Origin of the sequence: Pseudomyxococcus flavus (assembly GCF_050038885.1) — a bacterium.
GTDB classification, from domain to species: Bacteria; Myxococcota; Myxococcia; order Myxococcales; family Myxococcaceae; genus Myxococcus; species Myxococcus flavus.
This window is the reverse complement of record NZ_CP143624.1, coordinates 5497609-5518102: the sequence shown is the minus strand read 5'-3', so window position 1 is coordinate 5518102 and position 20494 is coordinate 5497609. Positions and strand designations below refer to the sequence as shown.

Here is a 20494-nt window from a genome sequence, read left to right as displayed (position 1 = left end):
CGCGGAGTGCGAATCACACCCAGCCTCATCGAGAGAGGAAAGATGCGCTGCCTTCGTCCCTATCGCGATGTGGCCGACCTCGAAGCCATGGCCTGCCTCGTGGCGAAGGCGTGGGCGGAGCGCGGCCCCCATGTGGAGTGCGCGGTGGGGGACCTGAGCTGGCGCCTGCTGCGCAACGCCCAGGTGCGCCCCCAGGAGGACATCATCCTGTGGGAGCACGCGCCCGGGCAGCTTGCTGGCTTTGCGTGGGCCTACAGCAATGGCGACGTGGACCTGCTCGTCCACCCGCTCGTGCATGCGGAAGCCTTCGCGCGGGATGTCTTGCCCTGGGTGCGCGCACGCCACGAGCGCACCTCTCAGCCGACCACTCTCTGGGCGCTGGAGAGCAACGGCCCGCTGCTCGCGGCGCTGGAGCGGCTCGGCTGGCGGCGCACCACGGGCGGGTGCTACCTGCACCTCGCACTGCCACTACACACGCTGCCGCCCCCGCCGCCTGCGCTGCCCGCGGGCTACCGGGTGCGCGCGGTGCGAGGCCCCGAGGAGGTCGCCGCGCGCGCCCTCGTACACCGGCGCGGCTTCGGCACCGAGCGGGTGACGACGGAGGTGTACGCGCGCCTCATGGAGGCGCCGCGATACCAACCCGCGTTGGACCTCGTCGCCGAGGCACCTGACGGCACCCTCGCCGCCTGCGCACTCGGTTGGCTCGACGAGGCCAACGCAGTGGGTGAGTTCGAGCCGGTGGCCTGCGCCCCAGAGCACCGGCGGCGCGGGCTCGTGCGCGCGCTCCTGCACAAGGGGCTCAGACGCATGCACATGCTGGGAGCCAGGCAGGCCATCGTGTACGCCTTCGAGGGCAACCCGGCCTCCGTCGCCCTCTACCAGACCTCCGGCTTCACCGTGGTGGACCGGAACCTCGGCCACACACGGCAGCCGGTGGAGACGGCATGGACGGCCTGATTCGCCCTCACGAGCCGGTACGCCGCTTGGGCGTTGCCGCGGCCTCCTGAGCGAACCGCGCCGCGGCTTCGCGGGCACGCTGCGGCTCTCCTCTCCGCGCGACGCCTGCCCCACGACGTACCGCGAGCGGCGCAGCTCCTGTCTCTCGGCGGAAGATGCGCCGGAATGCCGCCGGGTCGGCGTACCCCACGCGGGCGGCGATCTGCTCGACGGATTCATTCGTCGTTTCGAGCAGGTGCACCGCCCGGGAGATGCGAAGGCGCTGGGCCATCCGGAAGGGCGTCGTACCGAGCGTGGACTGGACCCGGCGCACCAGCGTGCGTGGCGACGTCGCCGTGGCGCGTGCCATGTGGTGAAGCGAGAGCTGCCGCCCGACGTTCGCCAGCACGAACGCCTCGAGCGCGAGGACCGTGGGGTCCGAGCTGCGGATGTGCTCTGTCACCATGTAGCGTGCCTGAGACGTGCGTTCGTCGAGCACCAGGAACTTCGCCACCTGGTGCGCGAGGGAGACGCCCGCCGTGCGTGCCACGATGCCAAGCATCAGGTCCGCGTGGGCCAGCGCCGCGCCGGCGGTGAGCACGTCGCCAGCGTCGACCACCATCTTGTCCGAGCGAAGGGATACCCGTGGGAAGCGGCGGGCGAATGCCGGGCCGAGCCACCAGGTCGTCGTCGCCTGCCGCCCTTCGAGCACTCCGGCCGCCGCCAGCAAGAACGTCGCGGAGCAGGAGGCGGCCAGGGTGACGCGCTTGCGGGCCAGACGCGCCAACATCCCGAGCCCGCGCTGGATGTCCTCCCGAGCCAGGAGCGCATCCAGTTGGTCCTCCGTCGCCGCACCGAGCCCCGGCAACACCAGCACGTCCCCCTGTCGAAGTTCGCGAACTGTCAGGGGCCCATCGACCGCGAATGTTCGGCCGGTGCCAGTACGGACTGACTGGCCAGCCATGGATACTACGCGCTGCCGGAAGACCCGTTCCGAAACGTGGGCGGCGATGCGTCCCGCTCGGGCGAGCCGGGCGGCAGCCCCCATGACCTCCAGGCCGACGCCCAGCGAACCGTCCGAGACTCCATCGAACACCAGGTGCGCAATCATCTGGCGAGAATAGACCGGATGTTGTCATTCCTGCCATCTGGCCTCCAGCCGTGCTCTCGCCCATCGTCAGCCCCCGGAACACGCCGGGAGCGCCCGGTGAGCCGCGGCGGGCAAGGCCCCGCGCACATCCAGACAGGAGACGGCATGACGACGACTGGCCCCGAGGCAGATGATCCTCTCGATGACGTCGAGCACCGCGACATCACCGTGGAAGGGCAACGGAAGGTCGTCCATGTCATGGGCCGAGGCCCCGCGGTCATCGTTCTGGCGGAGATGCCTGGCATCAGCCCGCACGTCGCGCGCTTCGCGCGATGGGTGCGCGACGCAGGCTTCACGGTCTACATGCCCTCCCTCTTCGGTCGAGACGGGGCGTTCCCCCGGACGGCGGAAGGCCGCGCGGTCATGCAGCAAGCCTGCGTGAGCGCCGAGTTCCGGGCGTTCGCAGCCAACGCGTCCAGCCCTGTCACGCGCTGGCTGCGTGCGTTGGCGAGTCTCGCGCATGGGGAGTGCGGGGGACCGGGAGTCGGTGCGATAGGCATGTGCTTCACGGGGAATTTCGCACTCACCATGATGCTGGAGCGCGCGATGCTCGCGCCGGTGCTGTGCCAGCCCTCGCTGCCCCTCAACTCACCCGGCGGGTTGGAAATCTCCCCGGACGACGCCGCCACCGTACGGGAGCGCTTGGAGCGTGAGAACTTGACGGTGCTTGCCTACCGCTTCGAGGGCGACCGCTTCTGCACGGCGCAGCGCTTCAAGGCATATGCGGAGGCCCTGGGCGACCGCTTCGTCCCGCGAGTGCTGCCGTCCTCCGCCGCCCACCCCTCCCCGCCGCCCTTCTTCGCGGAGGTCGTCGGCTGCGCTCACAGCGTCGTGACAGCCCATCTCATCGACGCCGCGGGGGAGCCCACCCTGGCGGCCCGGGACGAAATCCTCGCGTTCTTCACACAGCGGCTGCGCGGGGGTGACGGGGGCACGCCGTCCTGACACGCGAGCCGCGTCGAGCCAGGCCCGTGGGAAGCCCACGGCGAGGAGCCCGCTTGACTCTCCTCCAAGGGGAGACCGCCACCCTCCACGCATGTCAACCGGAGGCACGGCGCGGAGGAAGCTCATGGCGGTAGTCCTTGGAACGCTCATCCTGCTGATAGGAGCGGCGGCGGGCGCGTGGTGGTGGATGGGGCGAGCGCTCTTCCAGCCAGGCACCGTGGAGCAGGTGCTGGCCGCGCGGGGCGAAACGCTGGACGTCCCCCCAGGACAACGTGCGGACGCCCCGTCCTGGCAGGTGACACGTGACGTGCGGCTCCACCACGTGACCGTGGGCAACGGGCGGGACGTCGTCGTCGTGCATGGCGGTCCCGGCCTTCCCCCTGCGAAGCCCTGGCGCGGGGCGGTCCTGACTGGCGACTCCCTGCGCTGGCACTTCTATGACCAGCGAGGCTGCGGCGCCTCTTCGCGTCCCCTCACCCACCCTCCACCCGGCGGCACGTGGCAGGCCATGCAGCAGGTGGAAGCCCGACTGGGACTCGCCGCGCAGCTCGCGGACCTCGAGCGCATCCGGCGCCTGCTCGGCAAGGAGCGCCTCACGCTGGTGGGACACTCCTTCGGGGCCCTGGTGGCGGCCCTGTACGCCGCGGAGTGGCCGGAGCGCGTGGATGCCCTCGTGCTGGTGGCACCCGCGCCGTTGGTGACGATGCCCGCTGGCGATGGAGACCTCTTCGCCCAGGTGCGGACACGGCTGGACGAGGCGGGCCAGCGCGAGCTGGCGGTGTGGATGAAGCACACCTTCGACTTCCCTGCCCGCCTGAAGGACGACGAGGGCCGACTCGCCCAGCACTTCGCCGCCTTCGCACCGCTGTACGTCCAGGCCGCGCGGCGCGAGTCCCCCGACGCAGTGCTTCCCGACGCCGGTGCAGCTGGCGGCTTCCTCTCGCTGGGGCTCTACTTGAGCCTGGGCCGGCATCACGACTGGAGCCACTGGCTGCGCCGGGTACGTGCGCCCACGCTCGTCATCCACGGCGCCCAGGACCTCCAGCCGCGTTCGGCCACCGTGCGCGTGGTAGAAGCGCTTCCCCACGCGCGGCTGGTGGAGCTGGCGGGCAGCGGGCACTTCCCCTTCGAGGAGCAGCCCGAGGCCTTCGCGGCCACGGTGAGCGCCTTCCTCTCCGAGGTGGAGCGGTGAGCGGACTGCTGTATTCCATTGGCGAGACGTCGCGCATCACCGGCCTGACGGTGAAGGCGCTGCGCTTCTACCAGGAGAAGGGACTGCTCGAGCCCTCGCGCGTGGACCCCTCCTCCGGCTACCGCTACTACACCGAGCGCGACATCGCCCTGGCCCACACGCTGCGCGCGCTGCGCGACCTGAAACTGTCCCTGGAGGAGATTCAGGGCGTGCTCACGGAGCTGGGGTCGGGCGACTCGCTCGCGGAGCAACTGACCCGCGTGCGGGCCCGGCTCGCGGAGGAGGCCGCCAGCGCGCACCGCTCCGTGCTCGCGCTGGACACGCTGCTGCGCCACCAGGCCCAGGCGGTGGCGTACCTGCGCGCACCACCGCCACTCCTCGAGCGATGGCTCCCTCCGGTCCGCGTCGCCGTGCATCGAGCACGGGGGCGGTACTCCGACGCGTCGGTGGTCTTCCCACGGCTGCTCGCCGCGTGCGGTCCCCACGTGGCCGGCGCGCCCTTCTGCCTCCTGCACGAGGCGGAGTACCGCGAGAGCGACGCGGACCTCTCCTGGTGTGTCCCCCTGGCACCGGGGGCCACCCCGGAAGGCGTCTCCATCGAGGAACTGCCCGAGGTCCAGGCCGTCACGCTCGTCCACTCCGGGGCTCCCGATTCGGTGGGCCCTTCCTGGGCCCGCCTCTTCGCCCACCTCCATGCGAAGGAGCGCAGCCCCTCCATCCCCTTGCGCGAGACGTACCTGCGCGCGGACACGGCGGAGGGCGGCTCCTGGATGACCGAGCTCGCGCTGCCTTGGGAGGGAAGCGGACTTCGCAGCCGGGACTGAGGCGGGCGGCGTCGCGTGGCAACGCCGAGCCACGCGCACCGCACTCGACGCTCAAGCTCATGGCACTGCCCACCCTCAATCGCGCGCCAGACGCTCCGATGCTCGGACGCAGCCGAGCCATGCCCGCTACCGGCTCAGCGTCACCTGCTCGTCGAGCCGGCCCATCTTGTGCGGGTTGCGCATGACATAGAGCCGCGCAATCCGGCCGCGCTCGACGACGACGCTGATTGCTGTATCGAATTCGCCGGCGGCGTCGACCCGGAGCGCGGGCGCGCCGTTGAGCCACACCGTCGCAATCCGACGGCCAGGCGCGAGCGTGGGGAAGCGGGACAGGAGCCTGGCCACGCGCTCGTTGCCGCTGACCGGGCGCCGGACCGCCGCCGCCACGCCGCCGCCGTCGGCGACCAGCACCACGTCGGGGGCGAGCACGTCGAGCAGGCCCTGCAGGTCACCGGAGTTGACCGCGGCCAGGAACCGCTCCAGGACGGCCTGCTGCTCCGCCCGGTCGACCTTCATCCGCGGCCGGCGTGCGGCCACGTGCTCCCGCGCCCGGTGGGCGATTTGCCGGACGGCGGCTGGCGTCTTGTCGAGCGCCGGGGCGATTTCGTCATACGGCACGTCGAAGACCTCCCGGAGCACGAACACCGCCCGCTCGGCCGGGGTGAGGGTCTCCAGCACGGTGAGCATCGCGATCGACACGCTCTCCGCGAGCTCGACGTCCTCGGCGACCTCGGGGCTGGTGAGCAGCGGCTCGGGCAGCCACTCGCCGACGTACTCCTCCTTGCGGCGGGAGAGTGTGCGCAGCCGGTTGAGCGCCTGCCGGGTGACGATCCGGACCAGGTAGCTGCGCGGGTCGCGCACCTCGGCCCGACCTGCCTCACCGAGGTCCGCCCACCGCAGCCAGGTCTCCTGAACGACGTCCTCGGCGTCGGCCGCGGAGCCGAGCATCTCGTACGCAACCGTGAAGAGCAGGCTGCGGTGGGTGACGAAGAGGTCCTCCGAGCCCAGCGGAGCCCGGGCCGCGTCGGGCGAGGAGGCCGAGTCAGCCTCGTCGCCGGGAGGCTCGCTTCCCGGCGACGTCGGGCGCATCGAGGCCGTCATGACGCGGACACCTCCCCCAGCCGTACGCTTGGCTGGGCCATCGGCTTCAGCCCGCACGAGGCGGCGAAGCCCTCCGACTCGATGCCCAGGGCGGTGTTGGAGCGGGTCGTCAGGTTGGCGAACCCAATCACAGTGGTGAGCTCGATGAGCGCCGCGGCACCGAGCTGCGCCCTCAAGCTCGCGACCATCTCGTCGGTCACCGTGGGGGGCGTCTGGCTCATCGCCTCGGCATACTCCAGCACCTGCCGCTCCAGTGGCGTGAACACGTTCGACTGCCGCCACCTCGGAATTTCCCGCGCCTTGTCCACGTCCAGCCCATGGTTGTGGGCCATGAAGTAGTTGAAGTCCAGGCAGAACGAGCAGCCCACCAGCGACGCCACTGCCATGTGCGCGTACGACTTCAGGCTCTCGTCGCACTCGTCCCACGCCTGTACCTTCTGCCCGAAGCGCATGCTGGCTTTGAGCACCGGCAGGTGGTGCCACATCACGCCGAGCGACTTGGGGACTTGCCCGAATCTTCTACTGGCGAACTTCTTCACCATCGCGCCGTAGAGCCCGGTGAGCGGCTTCGGGGGAATCCTGGTCGAGGTCATGTCGTCTCCTGGTGTCACCATCGGGTTCAATCGCGATGGAGACACCGGGCGCCCGCGGGATGTGACATCCGGGCGGATATCCGCGTCCCCCATGGCTGACGCTGAGCCCCCCCTGCTCCGCCCCCGGTGGCCTCCCCAGCCCCCCTATAGCCACTGCTGGGCCTGGGACGCCCCGCGGGCATCCCGCCCCGGGGCGTCCCACGCACCAGGGGCCTGGGCTCACTCCGTCGCGTTGAACGCGTCGTGATAGGTCACCTGCGCGACGGGCCAATGTCCGGTGAATGAGAGGGCCTGGAAGTACTCGGCGGGCACGCCGGGCAGCACCAGTCCCGGTCTGCAAGAAAAACCGAATCGCTGGTAGAAGGCCGGGTCGCCGAGCAGCACGCAGCCCGAGGCGCCGAGGCTCCGCAGCTCGGCCAGGGCGGACGTCATGAGGCGCGCGCCGATGCCCTGCCCCTGGCGCTCGGGCAAGACGGAGATGGGGCCCAGGCCGTACCAGCCCGTCTCCCCTGAGGAGAGGCTCACAGGTGACAGCGCGACGTGGCCGATGATGACACCGTCGTCCTCCGCGACCAGGGACACGGACAGCACACCTGCCCGCCGGAGCGCGCTGACGATGAACTGCTCGGTGTGGCTCGTGTGGGGCGCGGCCTGGAACGCGGTGGTGATCAACCGTTCGATGCTCCCAGCGTCGTCGGGGGTTTCAGGTCGTATCGCCAGGGGCATGAGGGCGTTCCTCGGGGGTAGGGATTCCGTGGCGCGGCCGGGAGGTTCACCGCGCAGCCTGCGTCGAGTGGCCTCATCGATGAGTGCGCGCAGGCGCCTGAACAGGGGACTCGCATCGGTGTACCTGCGGCCATAGTCCAGATTGAACGCGTAGTCGAAGTCCGGCGGGTTCGCGCCCTGGGTGTGCTGCAGGAGCGTCTCCAGCTTGTCGAGCGCCTTCACGGCCTGGGCTTCTGGTGACGCGGCCTGCTCGTACTCTTCCCAGAGGGACAGGATGCGTTCGCGCAGGGGGGCGTCGAGCGTCCGCGTCAGGTGCAGCAGGTCGGTCCGCTCCTGCTCGCGCTTGTTGGGGAACGCCCCCTGATGGGTCGCGGGGATGTCGCCGTGGATGGCTTCGCCCAGGTCGTGAATCACGCACAGCTGTAGGACCTTCAGCAGGTCCACTCCGAGCAGCGCGTCGTCGAACACGATGGCCATCAAGCAGAGGCGCCAGCTGTGCTCGGCGGTGCTCTCCACACGGCCGTGGGAGGTGTGTCCACTTCTCAGGACATCTTTGAGCCGCGCTGCTTCGCGGAGGAAGTCGAGGCGGCCCTGGAGGGTGTCGATACTCATGGCGAATGCCCACGTGGGCTGCCGTGAAGACTGGGCACCCCGCTGTCCGGAGTCCACGCATAAAGTATGCGTCCCCGGCACATGCGCGCTCAGAGCGTCTCTACCAACCGCGCGGCCGTGCCATCCGAGAGGGTCATCCGCGTCCAGCGGCAAACGCTGGGGCGGATGGGAATGATGGCTGAGTCGTTGGCCCCACTGGGGAACTCCAGGGCCGGCGGCGCGAGCACCTCACGCCAGCCCAGCGAATCGAGCGCGGACTCCTTGCGGACGATTTCCTCGGTCGAGTAGCGCCAGAGTGAGCGGCCCAATAGCTCGGCGACGGGGACGCCGAACTCCGAGGCACGCGAAGGCGAGCAGGCGAGCAGGCGGTGCGTCAGGTCGCAGATGAGATGGACGGGGCGATGGCTGTCCCGGACGAGCCGTGCCAGCGCCTGGTCAGCCGCAGCATCCAGGCGGGCGGACAGCAGGGCTTCGAGGCGCGCCTGCTCGGAGGGCTCCATCCCCTGCACGCCTCGCTCCCAGCGGGAGATGGTCGATTGCGCGACGCCGAACAACTCGGCGGCATGGGTCTGCTTGACGTGATGGAGCCTCCGCCAGCGGCGAAGGGCGATTCCCAGCGACGGTTGCAGGAGGGGTTCGGTCATGTCGGATGGACCAGGTGTCGCAGGCAGCCCCCCAAGTCTGACCAGGGACTCCTCCCTCGAGCAATCGGATTGGGCGCACCTCTCAACTGTTCCCAGTGGTCGCCAGCATCCATCCCTACACCCGCGCTTCCGGCTCCTCTGGACGTCCCACTGGAGGCGCCATGAACTCCGGGCCCACGGGCTCGCGCACGGACTCGTTGACCATCGAGTCCATATACGTCAGCGCCTCCTTATCGAGCTGCCAGCCCATCACGTCCTTGAGCGCATCGAGCTCGGTCGCGCGCCTGGCGCCCCATAGCGCCACCGAGACACCGGGTTGTTCGAGCACCCAACGGACGGCGAGCGCGAGCACGCCCTTGCCGTAACGCTCGCGCGCGAACCGCTCCAGGCGCTGGACGGCCTGCAGGTACTGCGCGAACCGCGGTGGCAGGAACTTCGGGTCGGTCTTTCGCAGGTCATCGCCCTCAAACGCGGTCCCCTCATTCAAAGTGCCGGACAGGAGCCCCCGGCACAACGCGCCGTAGGTCAGGGTGGCCACACCGTGCGCTCGGCACCAGGGAATGATGTCCTCCAAGGCTTCACGCTCGAAGAGGTTGAGCGGGGGTTGAGCGGAGGCGAGTGGAGCCACACGGCGAAAGCGCTCCATTGCCTCGATGGAGTAGTTGGATACGCCGATGGCCCGAATCTTTCCGGCGCGCTGGAGGTCGAGCAACGCCTGCGCAGTCTCTTCATACGGGGTGGCGAAGTCCGGCCAGTGAACCTGGTAGAGGTCGATGTAGTCAGTCTTCAGCCGCTTGAGCGAGCGTTCGATTTCATTGGAGATTTGACGAGGGGACGAGTTGCGGACGACCCCATCCCCTCGCTGCTCGAGGCCCACCTTGGTTGCGAGGACGACCCTGTCACGACCGCCTCGCTCGGCCAGCGCCCTGCCGACGACCTCCTCCGAGTGCCCGAATCCATAGGCCGGCGCAGTATCGATAAGTGTCACGCCAAGGTCGAGCGCCGCGTGGATGGTGCGCACCGACTCATCGTCGTCAGCGCCCCCCCACTGCGTCCCGCCCATGGCCCATGTCCCCAAGCCAATTCGGCTGGCAGAAACCGGCACGTCTGAAATCAAGGCGTATTCCATCTCATCCTTCCTTATCCTCGCGCCACAGGCTGTGTGTGTGTATCGGGCGTTCGTGAATCAAGCCGCTCACGAGCCCGCGCAGGAAGGCTCCCCACTTCGCCCAGCACACGAGGCGTCTAGCGGGCGTACGACTCGGCAGGCCCGAAACTGTCTTCTCGGCGAGACCGCGTGCCCATCTTCCCTGCGGGACCAATACGTCGCTGCGCGAGGTGTGGAATGCGGGGACTGGCAGTGTTTCCCGAAGCACGCGAGGTTCGCCTTGTCGAGCAACCCGAGCCCCTGCCCGTAACGGGCACCCAGGTGCTCCTGAGAATCCTCGAGGTAGGAATCTGCGGGACGGACCGGGAGATTGGTGCATTTACGTATGGCACACCGCCTCCAGGCTCCGACCACCTCATCCTCGGGCACGAGGCCCTCGCGGAGGTGGCGGAGACAGGACCGGATGTCACCCTGGTGCGACCGGGAGACCTCGTGGTGCCCACCGTGCGCAGGCCATGTCCCCACGCGCGGTGCCGGGCTTGCCGCGCGGAGAGGCAGGATTTCTGCGTCACTGGGGACTTCCGCGAGCGAGGTATCAAAGAGGCGCACGGCTTTCTTCAAGAGTGGACCGTGGAGGACGAGGCGTACCTGGTCGTCGTGCCTCGCGAGCTTTCCGACGTGGCCGTCCTCATCGAGCCGCTCACCGTGGCGGCCAAGGCAGCGGAGCAGGCACAAGCCGTTCAGGAGCGGCTTCCGTGGGAGCGAACCCGAATACGGGCGCTCGTCCTTGGCGCCGGGCCCGTGGGAATCCTGGGTGCCATGAGCATGGTGGTGAAGCGCTATGACACCTTCGTCTATTCACTGGAGTCCGCGGCGAGCGAACGCGCGGCGCTCATCCGGGCCCTCGGCGCCTCGTATATCTGCGGACAGGACGTGTCCCTCCGGGACCTCGAGCCATTCGACGTCATCTACGAGGCGGTTGGCATTTCGAGTGTTGCGTTCGCGGCCTTCACGGCATTGGACTCGAACGGGCTCTTCATCTTCACGGGGATTCCTGGGCATGGCGCTGCCAACCCGATCAACACGGACGCACTCATGCGCGACATCGTGCTGAAGAATCAGCTCATCCTCGGAACGGTCAATGCGAGCCGAAGCGCGTATGAACTGGCAATCTCCGAGCTCGAGCAGGCGATGTTCCTCTTTCCGCAGAGCGTGCGCGCGCTCATCACGCGCAGGAGCACGCTCGAAGAGTCGCCCAGGCTCGTTACAGAGCACGGCGGCATCAAGCAGGTGGTCAAGCTGGCGAACGGACGCGCACCATGAGCCGGGCCTACGAACCTTGCACATCGAGCGGGGCGCCGCCACGTTTCGGCCATGGCGGCCCCCCTTGAGCAATATGGCCTTATTGGCGACACCACCACCGTTGCCCTCATCTCGAGCAGCGGCTCGCTCGATTGGCTCTGCCTGCCGCGAATCGACTCCGATGCCTGTTTCGCCAAGTTGCTCGGCAACGATGCGCACGGCTACTGGTCCATCCGGCCCGCGACGAAGATACAGGGCACCCAGAAACGCTATCGGCCGGACACCCTCGTCCTCGAAACGGAGCTGACGTGCGACAATGGTCGCGCTCGCATCATCGACTTCATGCCCCCGGGGGCCGCGGACCACGACATCATCCGCATCGTCGAGGGTCTCGAGGGCGAAGTCCCGATGCACGCCGACCTGAAGGCACGCTTCGCCTATGGCAACCTGATTCCGTGGATTCGCTGCGAAGCACAGCGGGCCACGCTCGTCTCGGGACCCGATGCGCTCGCATATGAAAGCCCGGTCCCCATCAGGCCGGACTGGGATGCGGCGCGCCTGGAGTCGGACTTCGTCGTCCGCGCGGGGCAGCGACTGCCATTCACACTGGCCTTCTATCGGTCGCACGAGCGCGAGCCCCACCACTCCGTCGATGCGGAGCGGGAGCTCGTACGCACCGAGCACCACTGGCGCCAGTGGGTGAGCCACTGCAGCTATGACGGGGCCTACCGCGATGCCGTGGTACGCTCGCTCATCACCCTGAAGGCACTGACCCACGAGCCGACCGGAGGCATCGTCGCCGCTCCGACCACGTCTCTTCCGGAGGAGCTCGGCGGAGTCCGCAATTGGGACTACCGCTTCTGCTGGCTGCGAGACGCGTCGCTCACGCTCGACGCGCTGATGCGCGGTGGCTACTTCGAGGAGGCACGCGCCTGGCGAGACTGGCTGCTGCGAGCGGTCGCCGGCGCTCCGGCGGAGATGCAGCTCATGTACGGCGTCGCCGGCGAGCATCGCCTTACCGAGATTTCCCTCCCCTGGCTTCCGGGCTACGAGGAGTCCAGGCCGGTTCGCATCGGCAACGCTGCATATGACCAGTTCCAACTGGACATCTACGGCGAGATGCTCAACACCATGTACGAGGCACGCGAACACGGTGTCGTGGACGATGTCCCGATTCCCTGGGACATGATCAAAGTCATCGTGGACTTCGTCGAGGCGAACTGGCAGCGGACGGACGAGGGAATCTGGGAAATCCGCAGCAAGAACCGCCTCCACTTCACACATTCAAAGCTGATGGCATGGGTCGCAGTCGACCGCGGCGTCCGGTTCATCGAGAACAACCACGCCAGGGCACCCGAGCCACTGAAGAATCGGTTGTACCGCTGGCGTTCCCTGCGCGAAGAGATTCGCGCCGAAATCCTGACGCGCGGCTTCAACCAGCGCGTCGGCGCCTTCACACAGTCCTATGGCTCCGAGGCCCTCGATGCGAGCGTGCTCCTGATTCCGCACATGGGCTTCCTGCCCGCGACAGACCCTCGCATGCTTTCCACTGTCGCCGCCATTGAGCGGGGCCTCACCTGGGACGGGCTGGTATTGAGGTACGCGACCGAGACCGGGGTGGACGGGCTCGCCGGTCATGAGGCCACGTTCCTCATCTGCAGCTTCTGGCTCGTCGATAACTACACCATGGTCGGGCGCCTCGACGACGCCAAGGCGCTCCTCGACCGCCTCATCTCCCTGAGGAGCACCTACGGCCTTCTCGCGGAGGAGTACCATCCTGGGTTGCAACGCCAGCTGGGGAACTTTCCGCAGGCATTCTCACATGTTGGTCTCATCAATAGCGTCTTCCTCCTCGAGAGCAAGGTCTCGGGACGGAAGGTGGCGTTCCCCGCCATGGCGGAGACGAGCATGCATTGATGAAGCGCGGAGCAGGGCCTCAGGCTCCGACCGACGGAGGGTGCCCGCCGTCCCACGGCTGGCCAGCCCATAGGGAGCTGACGCTGCCGTGCGCTGGCGGGCGTCGACTTCGTGCTTCGCAGCGGCCGTCCCTGAGAGCTGTTGCCCGCAGTCGGTTCGGCCGCTCAGGATGACGGATTGGCGCCGCCGCGAAGCACAGTCCACGCCTCCTCGAGCCTGTTCACGCCGACCGGGCCAGTGCCACCGCGTCGGGCCCCGCGGGAAAGCGGAGCTTCCCGGACGTGTCGTTCGCGGCCTGCCAGATCGCCTCCGCCACGTCGGACTCGCGCGTCGTCGCGGCCAGCTGCCCGAGCGAGGCGAAGATGCGCTGGGCGAAGGGCGCATACGGCTCTGGAAACAGCCCTTCCATTCGGGAACTGCCATTGCTCGCGAAGCGGGTGTCCGGGCAATAGCCCGGCTCGACGAGTTTCACGCGCAGGTTGAAGGCTTCGAGCTCGAACGCGAGCGACTCGGTGAACCCTTCGATGGCCACCTTGCTTGCGGTGTATACGGCCACCAGTGGCATCGGCGCCAGCGTCGCGCTCGATGTCACGTTGACAATCACGCCCGACTTGCGTGCGCGAAGCTGCGGCAGCACCGCCTGCGTCATCGCCATGACGCCGAGGACATTCGTCTCGAACACTTCACGTACCGTGGCCATCGGCGTGACCTCGAAGGCCCCCATGAGCCCGATCCCCGCATTGTTGACGAGCACATCAATGGGCCCGCTCGCCTCCAGCGCGGAAACGATGCTCTCGGGTTTCGTCACGTCGAGCGGCACCACGCGCAGTCGGTCCGAACGAGGCAGGACATCCTCACGCGGCGTTCGCATGGTTGCGACCACGTTCCAGCCCTGGGCGTGAAAGTAGCGTGCGGTCTCGAGCCCGTATCCGGAGGAGCACCCCGTGATGAGCACCGTCTTCATGAGTGTCCCTCCGTTTGGAATCTACCGCCAACGGGCACCTCGTCCTGGTACTGAGCCTCTCCGGTGACGAGCGGAGCCAGTTCCGCGAGGAATGCCCGCGTTCGTGGACTCGCGAAGCTCGCGGCGTGCGACGCCTTCGTCGTCCACCCCTCCGTGACGTGGACGACGTCCCGGTTGCTCGCGGAGCGCCCGACGAGATAGAGGACACCGTCTTCGTGGGCTGCCGAGTCCGTGCCGCTCGCCGCGGTGAGCAACAGCGCAGCCAGCTCATCGCCTCTGCCCGGACGAGCAATCATTGTCGCCCGGAATCCATACGTTGTCTTCATGCAGACTCCTTGCCGCGATTCGCGCGGCGTCGATGTTCTCAAGGTACCCGCGGCAATCAGGACTCTCCACCACAGGGAGTCCATATTTCTTCTGCTAGAGTCCAGCCATGACCGACCCTCTCTCTGAAGTCATCTCGCTACTTCAGCCAAGAGCCGTCTTCTCGAAAGGCATCAGCGGAGCGGGCCGCTGGGGCGTCCGCTACTCGGAATTTGGTCAGCCGAGCTTCTGTGCCGTGCTCGAAGGAAGCTGCCGGCTGGCCGTCGATGGCCAGGCGCCCCTCACGATCGAGGCGGGGGATTTCGTACTCCTACCAGCAACGCCGGGCTTCACCATCTCGGGCTTCGAGCCGGTGACGCCCGAGCGCGTCAACCCCAAGGTGGCCCCCTCCCCCCAAGGCGAGGTGCGCCATGGCAAGCGAGGCGGCCGCCCGGAGGTGCGGCTGCTCGGCGGTTACTTCGTCTTCGACTCGCCTGACGCAGCCCTGATGGTGTCGCTACTCCCGGCCCTGGTGCACGTACGCGGCGTGGAGCGGCTCTCCGTGCTGGTACAGCTCGTCAGTGACGAGACGAGCCAGCAGCGCTCGGGCCGCGACCTCGTCCTGACGCGTCTGGTGGAGTTGCTGCTCATCGAGGCGCTGCGGTCAACGTCGAGCGACGACGCGCCTCCGGGGCTCCTACGCGGACTGGCGGATACGCGGCTCGCACCTGCGATACGGCAGATGCACCGCCACCTCAACCGGCCGTGGACGGTGGCGCAGCTCGCGAAGTGCGCGGCGCTGTCTCGCTCGGCGTTCTTCGAGCGCTTCATGCGCACGGTGGGCATGCCCCCCATGGAGTACCTGCTGGACTGGCGGATGGCCGTCGCGAGGAGCCTGCTCCGCGGACAGGAGCTCTCCATCACCGAGGTCGCCGAGCGCGTTGGCTACAGCTCTGCAAGCACCTTCACCACGGCGTTCAGCCGACGCGTGGGCCAGTCTCCAGGGCGTTATGCGCGTGCGAGCTGACTCGGCCTTCATCGCCGTTGAATCAGTTCGCTGCATCAGACGAACCAAGCGGGTTGGGCCCAATGCAACTGACTCCGGCCTATTCTCCCTGTTCGAACTGGGAGATGACGTCATCAAGGACGCTCAGGAAGTAGCTATCCGCAGGGGCCGGTGAATCGCGGATGGCGAGGAGAAGCGGATAGAATTCCGGGTCGCCCAGAGACGCAGCGGCTTCGAGCGCGTACACCGTCACCTGACTTCCAAGAAGCGCAGCGCGCACGGGCTCGACAGCACGAGGGTCCTTGCGCGCCGCGAGGCCGACCAGGGCCTCTCCGACGATTTCTTTGTCCTCGTCACCGAGGCGTGCTGCGAGCGCATCCCGCAGCTGCGGTGTGTCGACGTCCTCCATGAGAGACCCCAGGCCAAAGGTCGCCCAGTCCCGGACGTCGCGATCCTCGTCGGCCGAAAGCCTGATGAGCGTCGCCACCGCTTCTGGCGCATCCAGGCCAGCCAGCCCGTACGCCGCGCCGTACCGCGCATCGGCAGAGAGATGATTCGCAAGACGGATGAGCTCGGGAAGGGCGCGAGGCTCCTGCAGGTGCCCCAGTGCAACGCCTACTGAGAGAAGGACAGCGGGCTCCGTCTCCCGCCGAAGCAGGGCCACCAGCGCTTCGCCACGCTCCTCCGAGAAGACGGGGCCCCCTGCTCCAAGCTGGCCCAGAATATCTGCTCCGCGCCCCCGCGCCTTCGCAGAGGGCGCGCCAAGAAGTCGTATGGCGGCATCCAGTACGTCACGCGACGCCCGACGGTGCAGCGCTCGGATAGCGGCCCAGGCGCGCTCGTCATCCTCGTCCCCCTCGAGTGAAGCCTGGATGAGCACTTCGGTGCTTCTCTCATCGTCATCGTCAAGCTGACTCATGATGCCCCTGTCTACTCCGAGGGTATCGACCGCCAGGTGCTGCAGAAGGGACGCCCCTTCGTCCTTACCCAAAACCCGGCCACGGTGTCATGGGTGAAGGCATGCCGCGCCATGACGACGGCACCAGGATGGTCCTCGTGTCTTCGGTCGCACGCTCGTTCGTCGAGAGTGAGTTGGAGGGTGGCTCCGGCCTCCGCACGGCCAGGGACGACATTTCCCCGGTCAGGGGGTGAGGGAATCCGGGCGTGAATTGCGTTGAAGGGGAACGAGCGCCTACGCCCGGAGAGACCACGAATGAGATACCTGCTGTTCCTGTCGCTACTCCTGTCGGGCTGCGTGGCGCCCTCCCAGAGCGTGGTGGCCGCGCGAGAGCCCCTGGCGGCATCCGACGCCGATCGCATTGTGCGCGACTTGTGCGACAAGCGACTCGCCCTGCTGGGGGAGGAGTCCCATCACGGAAGCGCCAGGACCATCGCCTTCAAGGTGGAGCTGACCCGCCGGCTCATGGAGGAGTGCCAATACGATGGCTTCATCATCGAGACGGGCCTCTATGACTTCCTCCACATCCAGTCGAGACTGGACGCGGGCGAGCCGGTCGACGAGGCCATGGTGGCGGACGCGATTGGAGGGATGTGGGCCAACCAGGAGATGGAGCCCCTGATTCCAGTCCTGACCAAGCGGCTCACGTCGGGGACGCTCATCGCCGGGGGGCTCGATGACCAGGTCAACCGGGGCACCTACGCACAGCGCGAGATGACGCGTGAGCTCATGCCGTACCTGGCGGGCCCGAGGCAGGCGGAATGCGGAGCGGAAATCGAGAGGTACATGTCCTGGAGGTATGACGACGCCCATCGTTTCACAGCGGAAAGGGCGCGGTTCATCCAGGGCTGCTGGAAGGAGCTGGAAACGGTGCTCGCCGGGCCTGCCGTGCCCGCGGACTCGAGGGCCCGGGGGCACCTGCGGATGGTCCGCAACCTGGACCGGTTCTTCGAGCGGCAGGCCGCGGTGATGTCCCGGCCTCAGGAGCAAGCCGGCGCGCCCCAGGACTGGAGCGATTTCAACCACCGTGCCCGCTCCATGTTCATGAACCTCGAGGCGTTCCTGGCCCAGTCTCCCAGGCCTCGGAAGACCATCGTCTGGCTCGCCACGATTCATGCCGCCAAGAGCCTCGCGAGCCTGGAGAAGGATGGGCGGCATCCGATTTCCTTCGGCACCCAGGTCCAGGAGCGGTTCGGAGACCAGGCCTTCGTGCTGGGCTTCTCGGCGCTCTCCGGCAGCTATTCCCTGGCCAGTACGCCGCGCAGGTATGTCCTGGAGCCCGCCCTGGAGGACTCCCTGGAGGCCTGGGCGTTCTCGGCCCACACCGCGGACACCCGGTATCTGGACCGCGGCCAGCTTCGTGACGCGCGGGTCCGGGCAGCCCGTCCCTTGAGCTATGCGTGGGTGACGGCCCCCTGGGAGACGGTCATGGACGGCTTGCTGATCTTCCGGGAGGAACGGCCGCCGAGCGCGGTCAGCCGCTGACCGGCGCGGCTTCCCAGCTGGAGCCGGTGGAGGGCCACGCAATCGTCCGCCGGCCTGGACGTAGCCGCCCCGGAGGCCGCTGAACGGCGCCAGGAGACGTCTCGCGTGGATACTGTTCTAGATGGATTGCGTCAGAGCCTGCGCTCACTGGGCCGCAGCCCCGGCTTCACGCTGGCGTGCGTGCTGATGCTGGCGGTGGGCATCGGAGCGAGCACCGCGCTCTTCAGCGTGGTGGAAGGCGTCCTGCTGCGCCCCCTGCCCTATCCGCGTCCCGAGCGCCTCGTGGAGCTCTCCCAGCGCGCGGCGGACGGCCACTTGACGCGGTTCTCGGACCCCAACTTCGAGGATGTCCGGGCGCGCACTCGCACCGTCGCGGCGCTGGCCCAGGTGTCGGGAGCGGCGAGCGTCGCCGTCACGGGCGCCGACGAGCCGGCCTTCGCCACGCTGGCGCTCGCCTCGCGTGACTTCTTCCCCGCCTTCGCGGTGCGGCCCATCCAGGGCCGCCTCTTCGCCGAGGAGGAGCAACGGGTGGGAGGCACTCCCGTGGTGGTGGTGAGCCACGCCTTCTGGAAACGCTACCTGGGCGCACGCCCGCTACCCCTACCGGACACCCTCACCTTCGAAGGACGCGCGTACACCGTGGTGGGCGTGATGCCCGAGTCCTTCGACTACCCGGTAGGCACGCAGCTGTGGATTCCGCGGGAGCTGGAGGCCCCCTTGCCCAGCCGCACCGCGCACAACTGGCGAGTGGTGGGAAGGCTGGCGGACGGCATCGACCTCCAGGCCGCGAGAGCGGAGCTCACACACATCGCCCGCGAGCTCGCGGCCGTGCATGGCCGTGACACGCGGATGCATGACATCGCCGTGGAGCCCGTGCAGGAGAGCCTGGTGGGCCGCGTGCGCCCCACGCTCCTCCTCCTGTCGGGCGCCGCGGCCTTCCTGCTGCTGGTGGCGGGCGCCAACGTGACCAACCTGCTGCTCGCCCGCGCGGCCACCCGGTCCCGGGAGCTCGCCATCCACGTGGCCCTTGGCGCGGGGCCCGGAGCATTGACGCGGCGATTCGTCCTGGAGTCGCTCCTGCTGTCACTGGCGGGAGGCGCGCTGGGAGCCGTGCTTGCCGCCTGGGGCGTGCGCGCGCTGCTCGCGGCCGAGCCGGGTCACCTGCCACGGGTCGACGAGGTGGGGGTGAACGCCACGGTGCTCTTCTTCACCCTCGGGCTCTCGCTGCTGCTCGCACTGGGGCTGGGGTTGATGACGGCGCTGCGCGCGGCGCGGCAGCCCCCGGGGGCCACGCTGGCGCGCGCCGGGCGCACGCACAGCGGCGGAGGTGGCGCCGAGCAAACGCGCCGTGCCCTCGTCGTGGGACAGCTCGCCCTCGCGTTGGTCCTCCTGGTGGGCGCGGCGTTGCTCGGACGGAGCCTGCTGGGACTGCTCGCGCTGGACCCGGGATATCGCACCGAGAATGTCGCGGTGCTCAGCCTCGTGCTCCCCCCAGCCGAGGACGAGGCGCAGGGACAGCGCAACGTGCAACTACAGGAGCACCTCCTCTCACGACTGAGGGCGCTGCCCGGCGTGCGCGCGGCGGGCGCCGTGAGCAACTTCCCGCTCGAGGGAAGCCCGGGGGGCGATGGCACCTTCCTCGTGCTCAACCGCCCCGACGAGGTGGGTGACCTCGACGACTTCGGGCGGCTGTCGCGCGAGCCCGAGCGCACCGGCTCCGCCGAGTACCGCGTGGCGAGCGAAGGCTACTTCGCCGCGCTCGGCATCCCGCTCGTGCGCGGCCGGCTGTTCGATGCGCGCGACCACGCCGACGCGCCGCACGTGGCCGTCATCAGTGAGTCGCTCGCGAAGGCCCGCTGGCCCCACGAGGACCCGCTGGGCAAGCTCATCCAGTTCGGCAACATGGACGGAGACCTGCGGCCCTTCACCATTGTCGGCGTGGTGGGAGACGTGCGGGAGCGAGGGCTGGATGACGCGCCCAGCCCCATGCTCTATGGCTGCTCCCGGCAGCGTCAGCAGTTCTCCTCCCGCTTCCACCTCGCGGTGCACGGTCCGATGGGCTCCGCGGCCCTGGTCACCGCGGCGCGGCAGGTGCTGCAGGAGCTTGCCCCCGAGCTGCCCTCGCGCCTGTCCACGGTGGAGGGACTGCTCGCGGGCTCGCTCGCCCCCAGGCGCTTCAGCCTGTTGCTGCTGGGGGCCTTTGGTGCGGCGGCGCTGCTGCTCTCGGTGGCGGGCCTCGCGGCCGTCGTGTCCTACGCGGTGGCGCAGCGCACGCGGGAATTCGGCATCCGCTTCGCGCTGGGCGCGACGGCGGAAGACGTGCTGGGGCTGGTTCTCCGGCAAGCGGCACGGCTCGCGGGGTTGGGAATCGGGCTCGGCGTGCTGGCGGCGGTGGGGCTCAGCCACGTGCTCACGGGGCTCGTGTACGGGGTGAGCACCACGGACCCGCTCGTCTTCGTCACGGTGGCGCTCCTCCTGCTCGGCGTGGCGCTGCTCGCGAGCTGGCTGCCGGCCCGACGCGCGTCGCGCGTGGACCCGATGACCGTGCTTCGCTCGGAGGCCTGAAGCGCCTGTGTGTCCCAGAACCCGGCTGCTGCATCATGGGCGGCGTGCTGAACGAGCGGCGCCCCGAGCGCTTCGGATGATGTGCGGTGCTGTCCATTGCCAGAACCTGGTCGGGCCGCGGCCTGATTCAATTGAAGAGACTGTCGCTCGCTCGCATATTCGA

At 68.5% G+C, this 20494-nt stretch carries 18 protein-coding genes; 9 read left to right on the top strand and 9 right to left on the bottom strand.

The genetic code is table 11. From position 1 onward, the window contains the following. The first annotated feature begins 42 nt into the window (after window positions 1–42). Entirely contained in the window at window positions 43–957 is a 915-nt protein-coding gene (locus VZL07_RS23000) for a GNAT family N-acetyltransferase (protein WP_426749762.1), read from the top strand. A gap of 7 nt (window positions 958–964) precedes the next feature. Here VZL07_RS23000 and VZL07_RS22995 read toward each other — a convergent pair whose 3' ends face one another. Beyond that, the gene (locus VZL07_RS22995) at window positions 965–2047 is read right to left on the bottom strand and encodes a GlxA family transcriptional regulator (RefSeq protein WP_426749761.1); all 1083 of its coding nucleotides are present in this window, start codon (window positions 2045–2047) and stop codon (window positions 965–967) included. Between the two features lie 144 nt (window positions 2048–2191). Here VZL07_RS22995 and VZL07_RS22990 point away from each other — a divergent pair, with 144 nt between their 5' ends. From VZL07_RS22990 to VZL07_RS22980, 3 genes are all read left to right on the top strand, one after another. Next, window positions 2192–3031, top strand: coding sequence for a dienelactone hydrolase family protein (locus VZL07_RS22990; RefSeq protein WP_426749760.1), 840 nt, complete (start codon window positions 2192–2194; stop codon window positions 3029–3031). A gap of 124 nt (window positions 3032–3155) precedes the next feature. After that, the gene (locus tag VZL07_RS22985) at window positions 3156–4223 is read left to right on the top strand and encodes an alpha/beta fold hydrolase (protein WP_426749759.1); all 1068 of its coding nucleotides are present in this window, start codon (window positions 3156–3158) and stop codon (window positions 4221–4223) included. Further along, window positions 4220–5047, top strand: a complete 828-nt coding sequence (locus VZL07_RS22980) for a MerR family transcriptional regulator (RefSeq protein ID WP_426749758.1) — start codon at window positions 4220–4222, stop codon at window positions 5045–5047. Before VZL07_RS22985 ends, VZL07_RS22980 begins: the two co-directional genes overlap by 4 nt. A gap of 126 nt (window positions 5048–5173) precedes the next feature. Here the strand turns inward: VZL07_RS22980 and VZL07_RS22975 are convergent, their stop codons facing one another. From VZL07_RS22975 to VZL07_RS22955, 5 genes are all read right to left on the bottom strand, one after another. Beyond that, window positions 5174–6148, bottom strand: coding sequence for an RNA polymerase sigma-70 factor (locus tag VZL07_RS22975; RefSeq protein WP_426749757.1), 975 nt, complete (start codon window positions 6146–6148; stop codon window positions 5174–5176). Next, a complete protein-coding gene (locus VZL07_RS22970; RefSeq protein ID WP_426749756.1) occupies window positions 6145–6741 on the bottom strand; it encodes a carboxymuconolactone decarboxylase family protein in 597 nt (198 codons plus the stop codon). Before VZL07_RS22970 ends, VZL07_RS22975 begins: the two co-directional genes overlap by 4 nt. Window positions 6742–6960: 219 nt before the next feature. Continuing rightward, entirely contained in the window at window positions 6961–8079 is a 1119-nt protein-coding gene (locus VZL07_RS22965) for a bifunctional HD family hydrolase/N-acetyltransferase (protein WP_426749755.1), read from the bottom strand. An 89-nt stretch (window positions 8080–8168) separates the two neighbouring features. Then, on the bottom strand, window positions 8169–8723 hold the full coding sequence (locus VZL07_RS22960; RefSeq protein ID WP_426749754.1) for a helix-turn-helix domain-containing protein: 555 nt from the start codon (window positions 8721–8723) through the stop codon (window positions 8169–8171). Window positions 8724–8838: 115 nt separating this feature from the next. Then, entirely contained in the window at window positions 8839–9852 is a 1014-nt protein-coding gene (locus tag VZL07_RS22955) for an aldo/keto reductase (RefSeq protein WP_426749753.1), read from the bottom strand. A 216-nt stretch (window positions 9853–10068) separates the two neighbouring features. Between VZL07_RS22955 and VZL07_RS22950 the strand changes: the two genes are divergently transcribed. Beyond that, window positions 10069–11154: a glucose 1-dehydrogenase gene (locus VZL07_RS22950; RefSeq protein WP_426749752.1), complete on the top strand. Its 1086-nt coding sequence runs from the start codon at window positions 10069–10071 to the stop codon at window positions 11152–11154. A 51-nt stretch (window positions 11155–11205) separates the two neighbouring features. Next, complete coding sequence (locus tag VZL07_RS22945) at window positions 11206–13050, top strand: glycoside hydrolase family 15 protein (protein ID WP_426749751.1); 1845 nt, start codon at window positions 11206–11208, stop codon at window positions 13048–13050. A gap of 220 nt (window positions 13051–13270) precedes the next feature. Here VZL07_RS22945 and VZL07_RS22940 read toward each other — a convergent pair whose 3' ends face one another. Together VZL07_RS22940 and VZL07_RS22935 are read right to left on the bottom strand one after the other, a co-directional pair. Next, the gene (locus VZL07_RS22940; protein WP_426749750.1) at window positions 13271–14014 is read right to left on the bottom strand and encodes an SDR family oxidoreductase; all 744 of its coding nucleotides are present in this window, start codon (window positions 14012–14014) and stop codon (window positions 13271–13273) included. Further along, entirely contained in the window at window positions 14011–14340 is a 330-nt protein-coding gene (locus VZL07_RS22935) for a putative quinol monooxygenase (protein WP_426749749.1), read from the bottom strand. The genes VZL07_RS22940 and VZL07_RS22935 overlap by 4 nt, the downstream gene beginning before the upstream one ends. Window positions 14341–14447: 107 nt before the next feature. Between VZL07_RS22935 and VZL07_RS22930 the strand changes: the two genes are divergently transcribed. Beyond that, complete coding sequence (locus tag VZL07_RS22930) at window positions 14448–15344, top strand: AraC family transcriptional regulator (RefSeq protein WP_426749748.1); 897 nt, start codon at window positions 14448–14450, stop codon at window positions 15342–15344. A 79-nt stretch (window positions 15345–15423) separates the two neighbouring features. Here VZL07_RS22930 and VZL07_RS22925 read toward each other — a convergent pair whose 3' ends face one another. Further along, window positions 15424–16242: a HEAT repeat domain-containing protein gene (locus VZL07_RS22925; protein WP_426749747.1), complete on the bottom strand. Its 819-nt coding sequence runs from the start codon at window positions 16240–16242 to the stop codon at window positions 15424–15426. Between the two features lie 294 nt (window positions 16243–16536). On the opposite strand from VZL07_RS22925, the gene VZL07_RS22920 reads away from it, so the two are divergent. After that, window positions 16537–17766 (top strand): erythromycin esterase family protein, encoded by a 1230-nt coding sequence (locus VZL07_RS22920; RefSeq protein WP_426749746.1) that lies wholly within the window; start codon window positions 16537–16539, stop codon window positions 17764–17766. A gap of 105 nt (window positions 17767–17871) precedes the next feature. Beyond that, window positions 17872–20331 carry an ABC transporter permease gene (locus tag VZL07_RS22915; protein WP_426749745.1) on the top strand — a complete coding sequence of 820 codons (2460 nt, stop codon included), beginning with the start codon at window positions 17872–17874 and terminating at the stop codon, window positions 20329–20331. The last annotated feature ends 163 nt before the right edge of the window (window positions 20332–20494 follow it).

Bases quoted from the DNA above. Each gene is read 5' to 3' on its own strand.
- VZL07_RS22935 (WP_426749749.1), bottom strand. From the start codon at position 14,340: ATGAAGACAACGTATGGATTCCGGGCGACAATGATTGCTCGTCCGGGC.
- VZL07_RS22920 (WP_426749746.1), top strand. From the start codon at position 16,537: ATGAGATACCTGCTGTTCCTGTCGCTACTCCTGTCGGGCTGCGTGGCG.
- VZL07_RS22995 (WP_426749761.1), bottom strand. From the start codon at position 2,047: ATGATTGCGCACCTGGTGTTCGATGGAGTCTCGGACGGTTCGCTGGGC.
- VZL07_RS22965 (WP_426749755.1), bottom strand. From the start codon at position 8,079: ATGAGTATCGACACCCTCCAGGGCCGCCTCGACTTCCTCCGCGAAGCA.
- VZL07_RS22970 (WP_426749756.1), bottom strand. From the start codon at position 6,741: ATGACCTCGACCAGGATTCCCCCGAAGCCGCTCACCGGGCTCTACGGC.
- VZL07_RS22940 (WP_426749750.1), bottom strand. From the start codon at position 14,014: ATGAAGACGGTGCTCATCACGGGGTGCTCCTCCGGATACGGGCTCGAG.
- VZL07_RS22960 (WP_426749754.1), bottom strand. From the start codon at position 8,723: ATGACCGAACCCCTCCTGCAACCGTCGCTGGGAATCGCCCTTCGCCGC.
- VZL07_RS22955 (WP_426749753.1), bottom strand. From the start codon at position 9,852: ATGGAATACGCCTTGATTTCAGACGTGCCGGTTTCTGCCAGCCGAATT.
- VZL07_RS22950 (WP_426749752.1), top strand. From the start codon at position 10,069: ATGCGGGGACTGGCAGTGTTTCCCGAAGCACGCGAGGTTCGCCTTGTC.
- VZL07_RS22945 (WP_426749751.1), top strand. From the start codon at position 11,206: ATGGCGGCCCCCCTTGAGCAATATGGCCTTATTGGCGACACCACCACC.
- VZL07_RS22990 (WP_426749760.1), top strand. From the start codon at position 2,192: ATGACGACGACTGGCCCCGAGGCAGATGATCCTCTCGATGACGTCGAG.
- VZL07_RS22925 (WP_426749747.1), bottom strand. From the start codon at position 16,242: ATGAGTCAGCTTGACGATGACGATGAGAGAAGCACCGAAGTGCTCATC.
- VZL07_RS23000 (WP_426749762.1), top strand. From the start codon at position 43: ATGCGCTGCCTTCGTCCCTATCGCGATGTGGCCGACCTCGAAGCCATG.
- VZL07_RS22975 (WP_426749757.1), bottom strand. From the start codon at position 6,148: ATGACGGCCTCGATGCGCCCGACGTCGCCGGGAAGCGAGCCTCCCGGC.
- VZL07_RS22985 (WP_426749759.1), top strand. From the start codon at position 3,156: ATGGCGGTAGTCCTTGGAACGCTCATCCTGCTGATAGGAGCGGCGGCG.
- VZL07_RS22930 (WP_426749748.1), top strand. From the start codon at position 14,448: ATGACCGACCCTCTCTCTGAAGTCATCTCGCTACTTCAGCCAAGAGCC.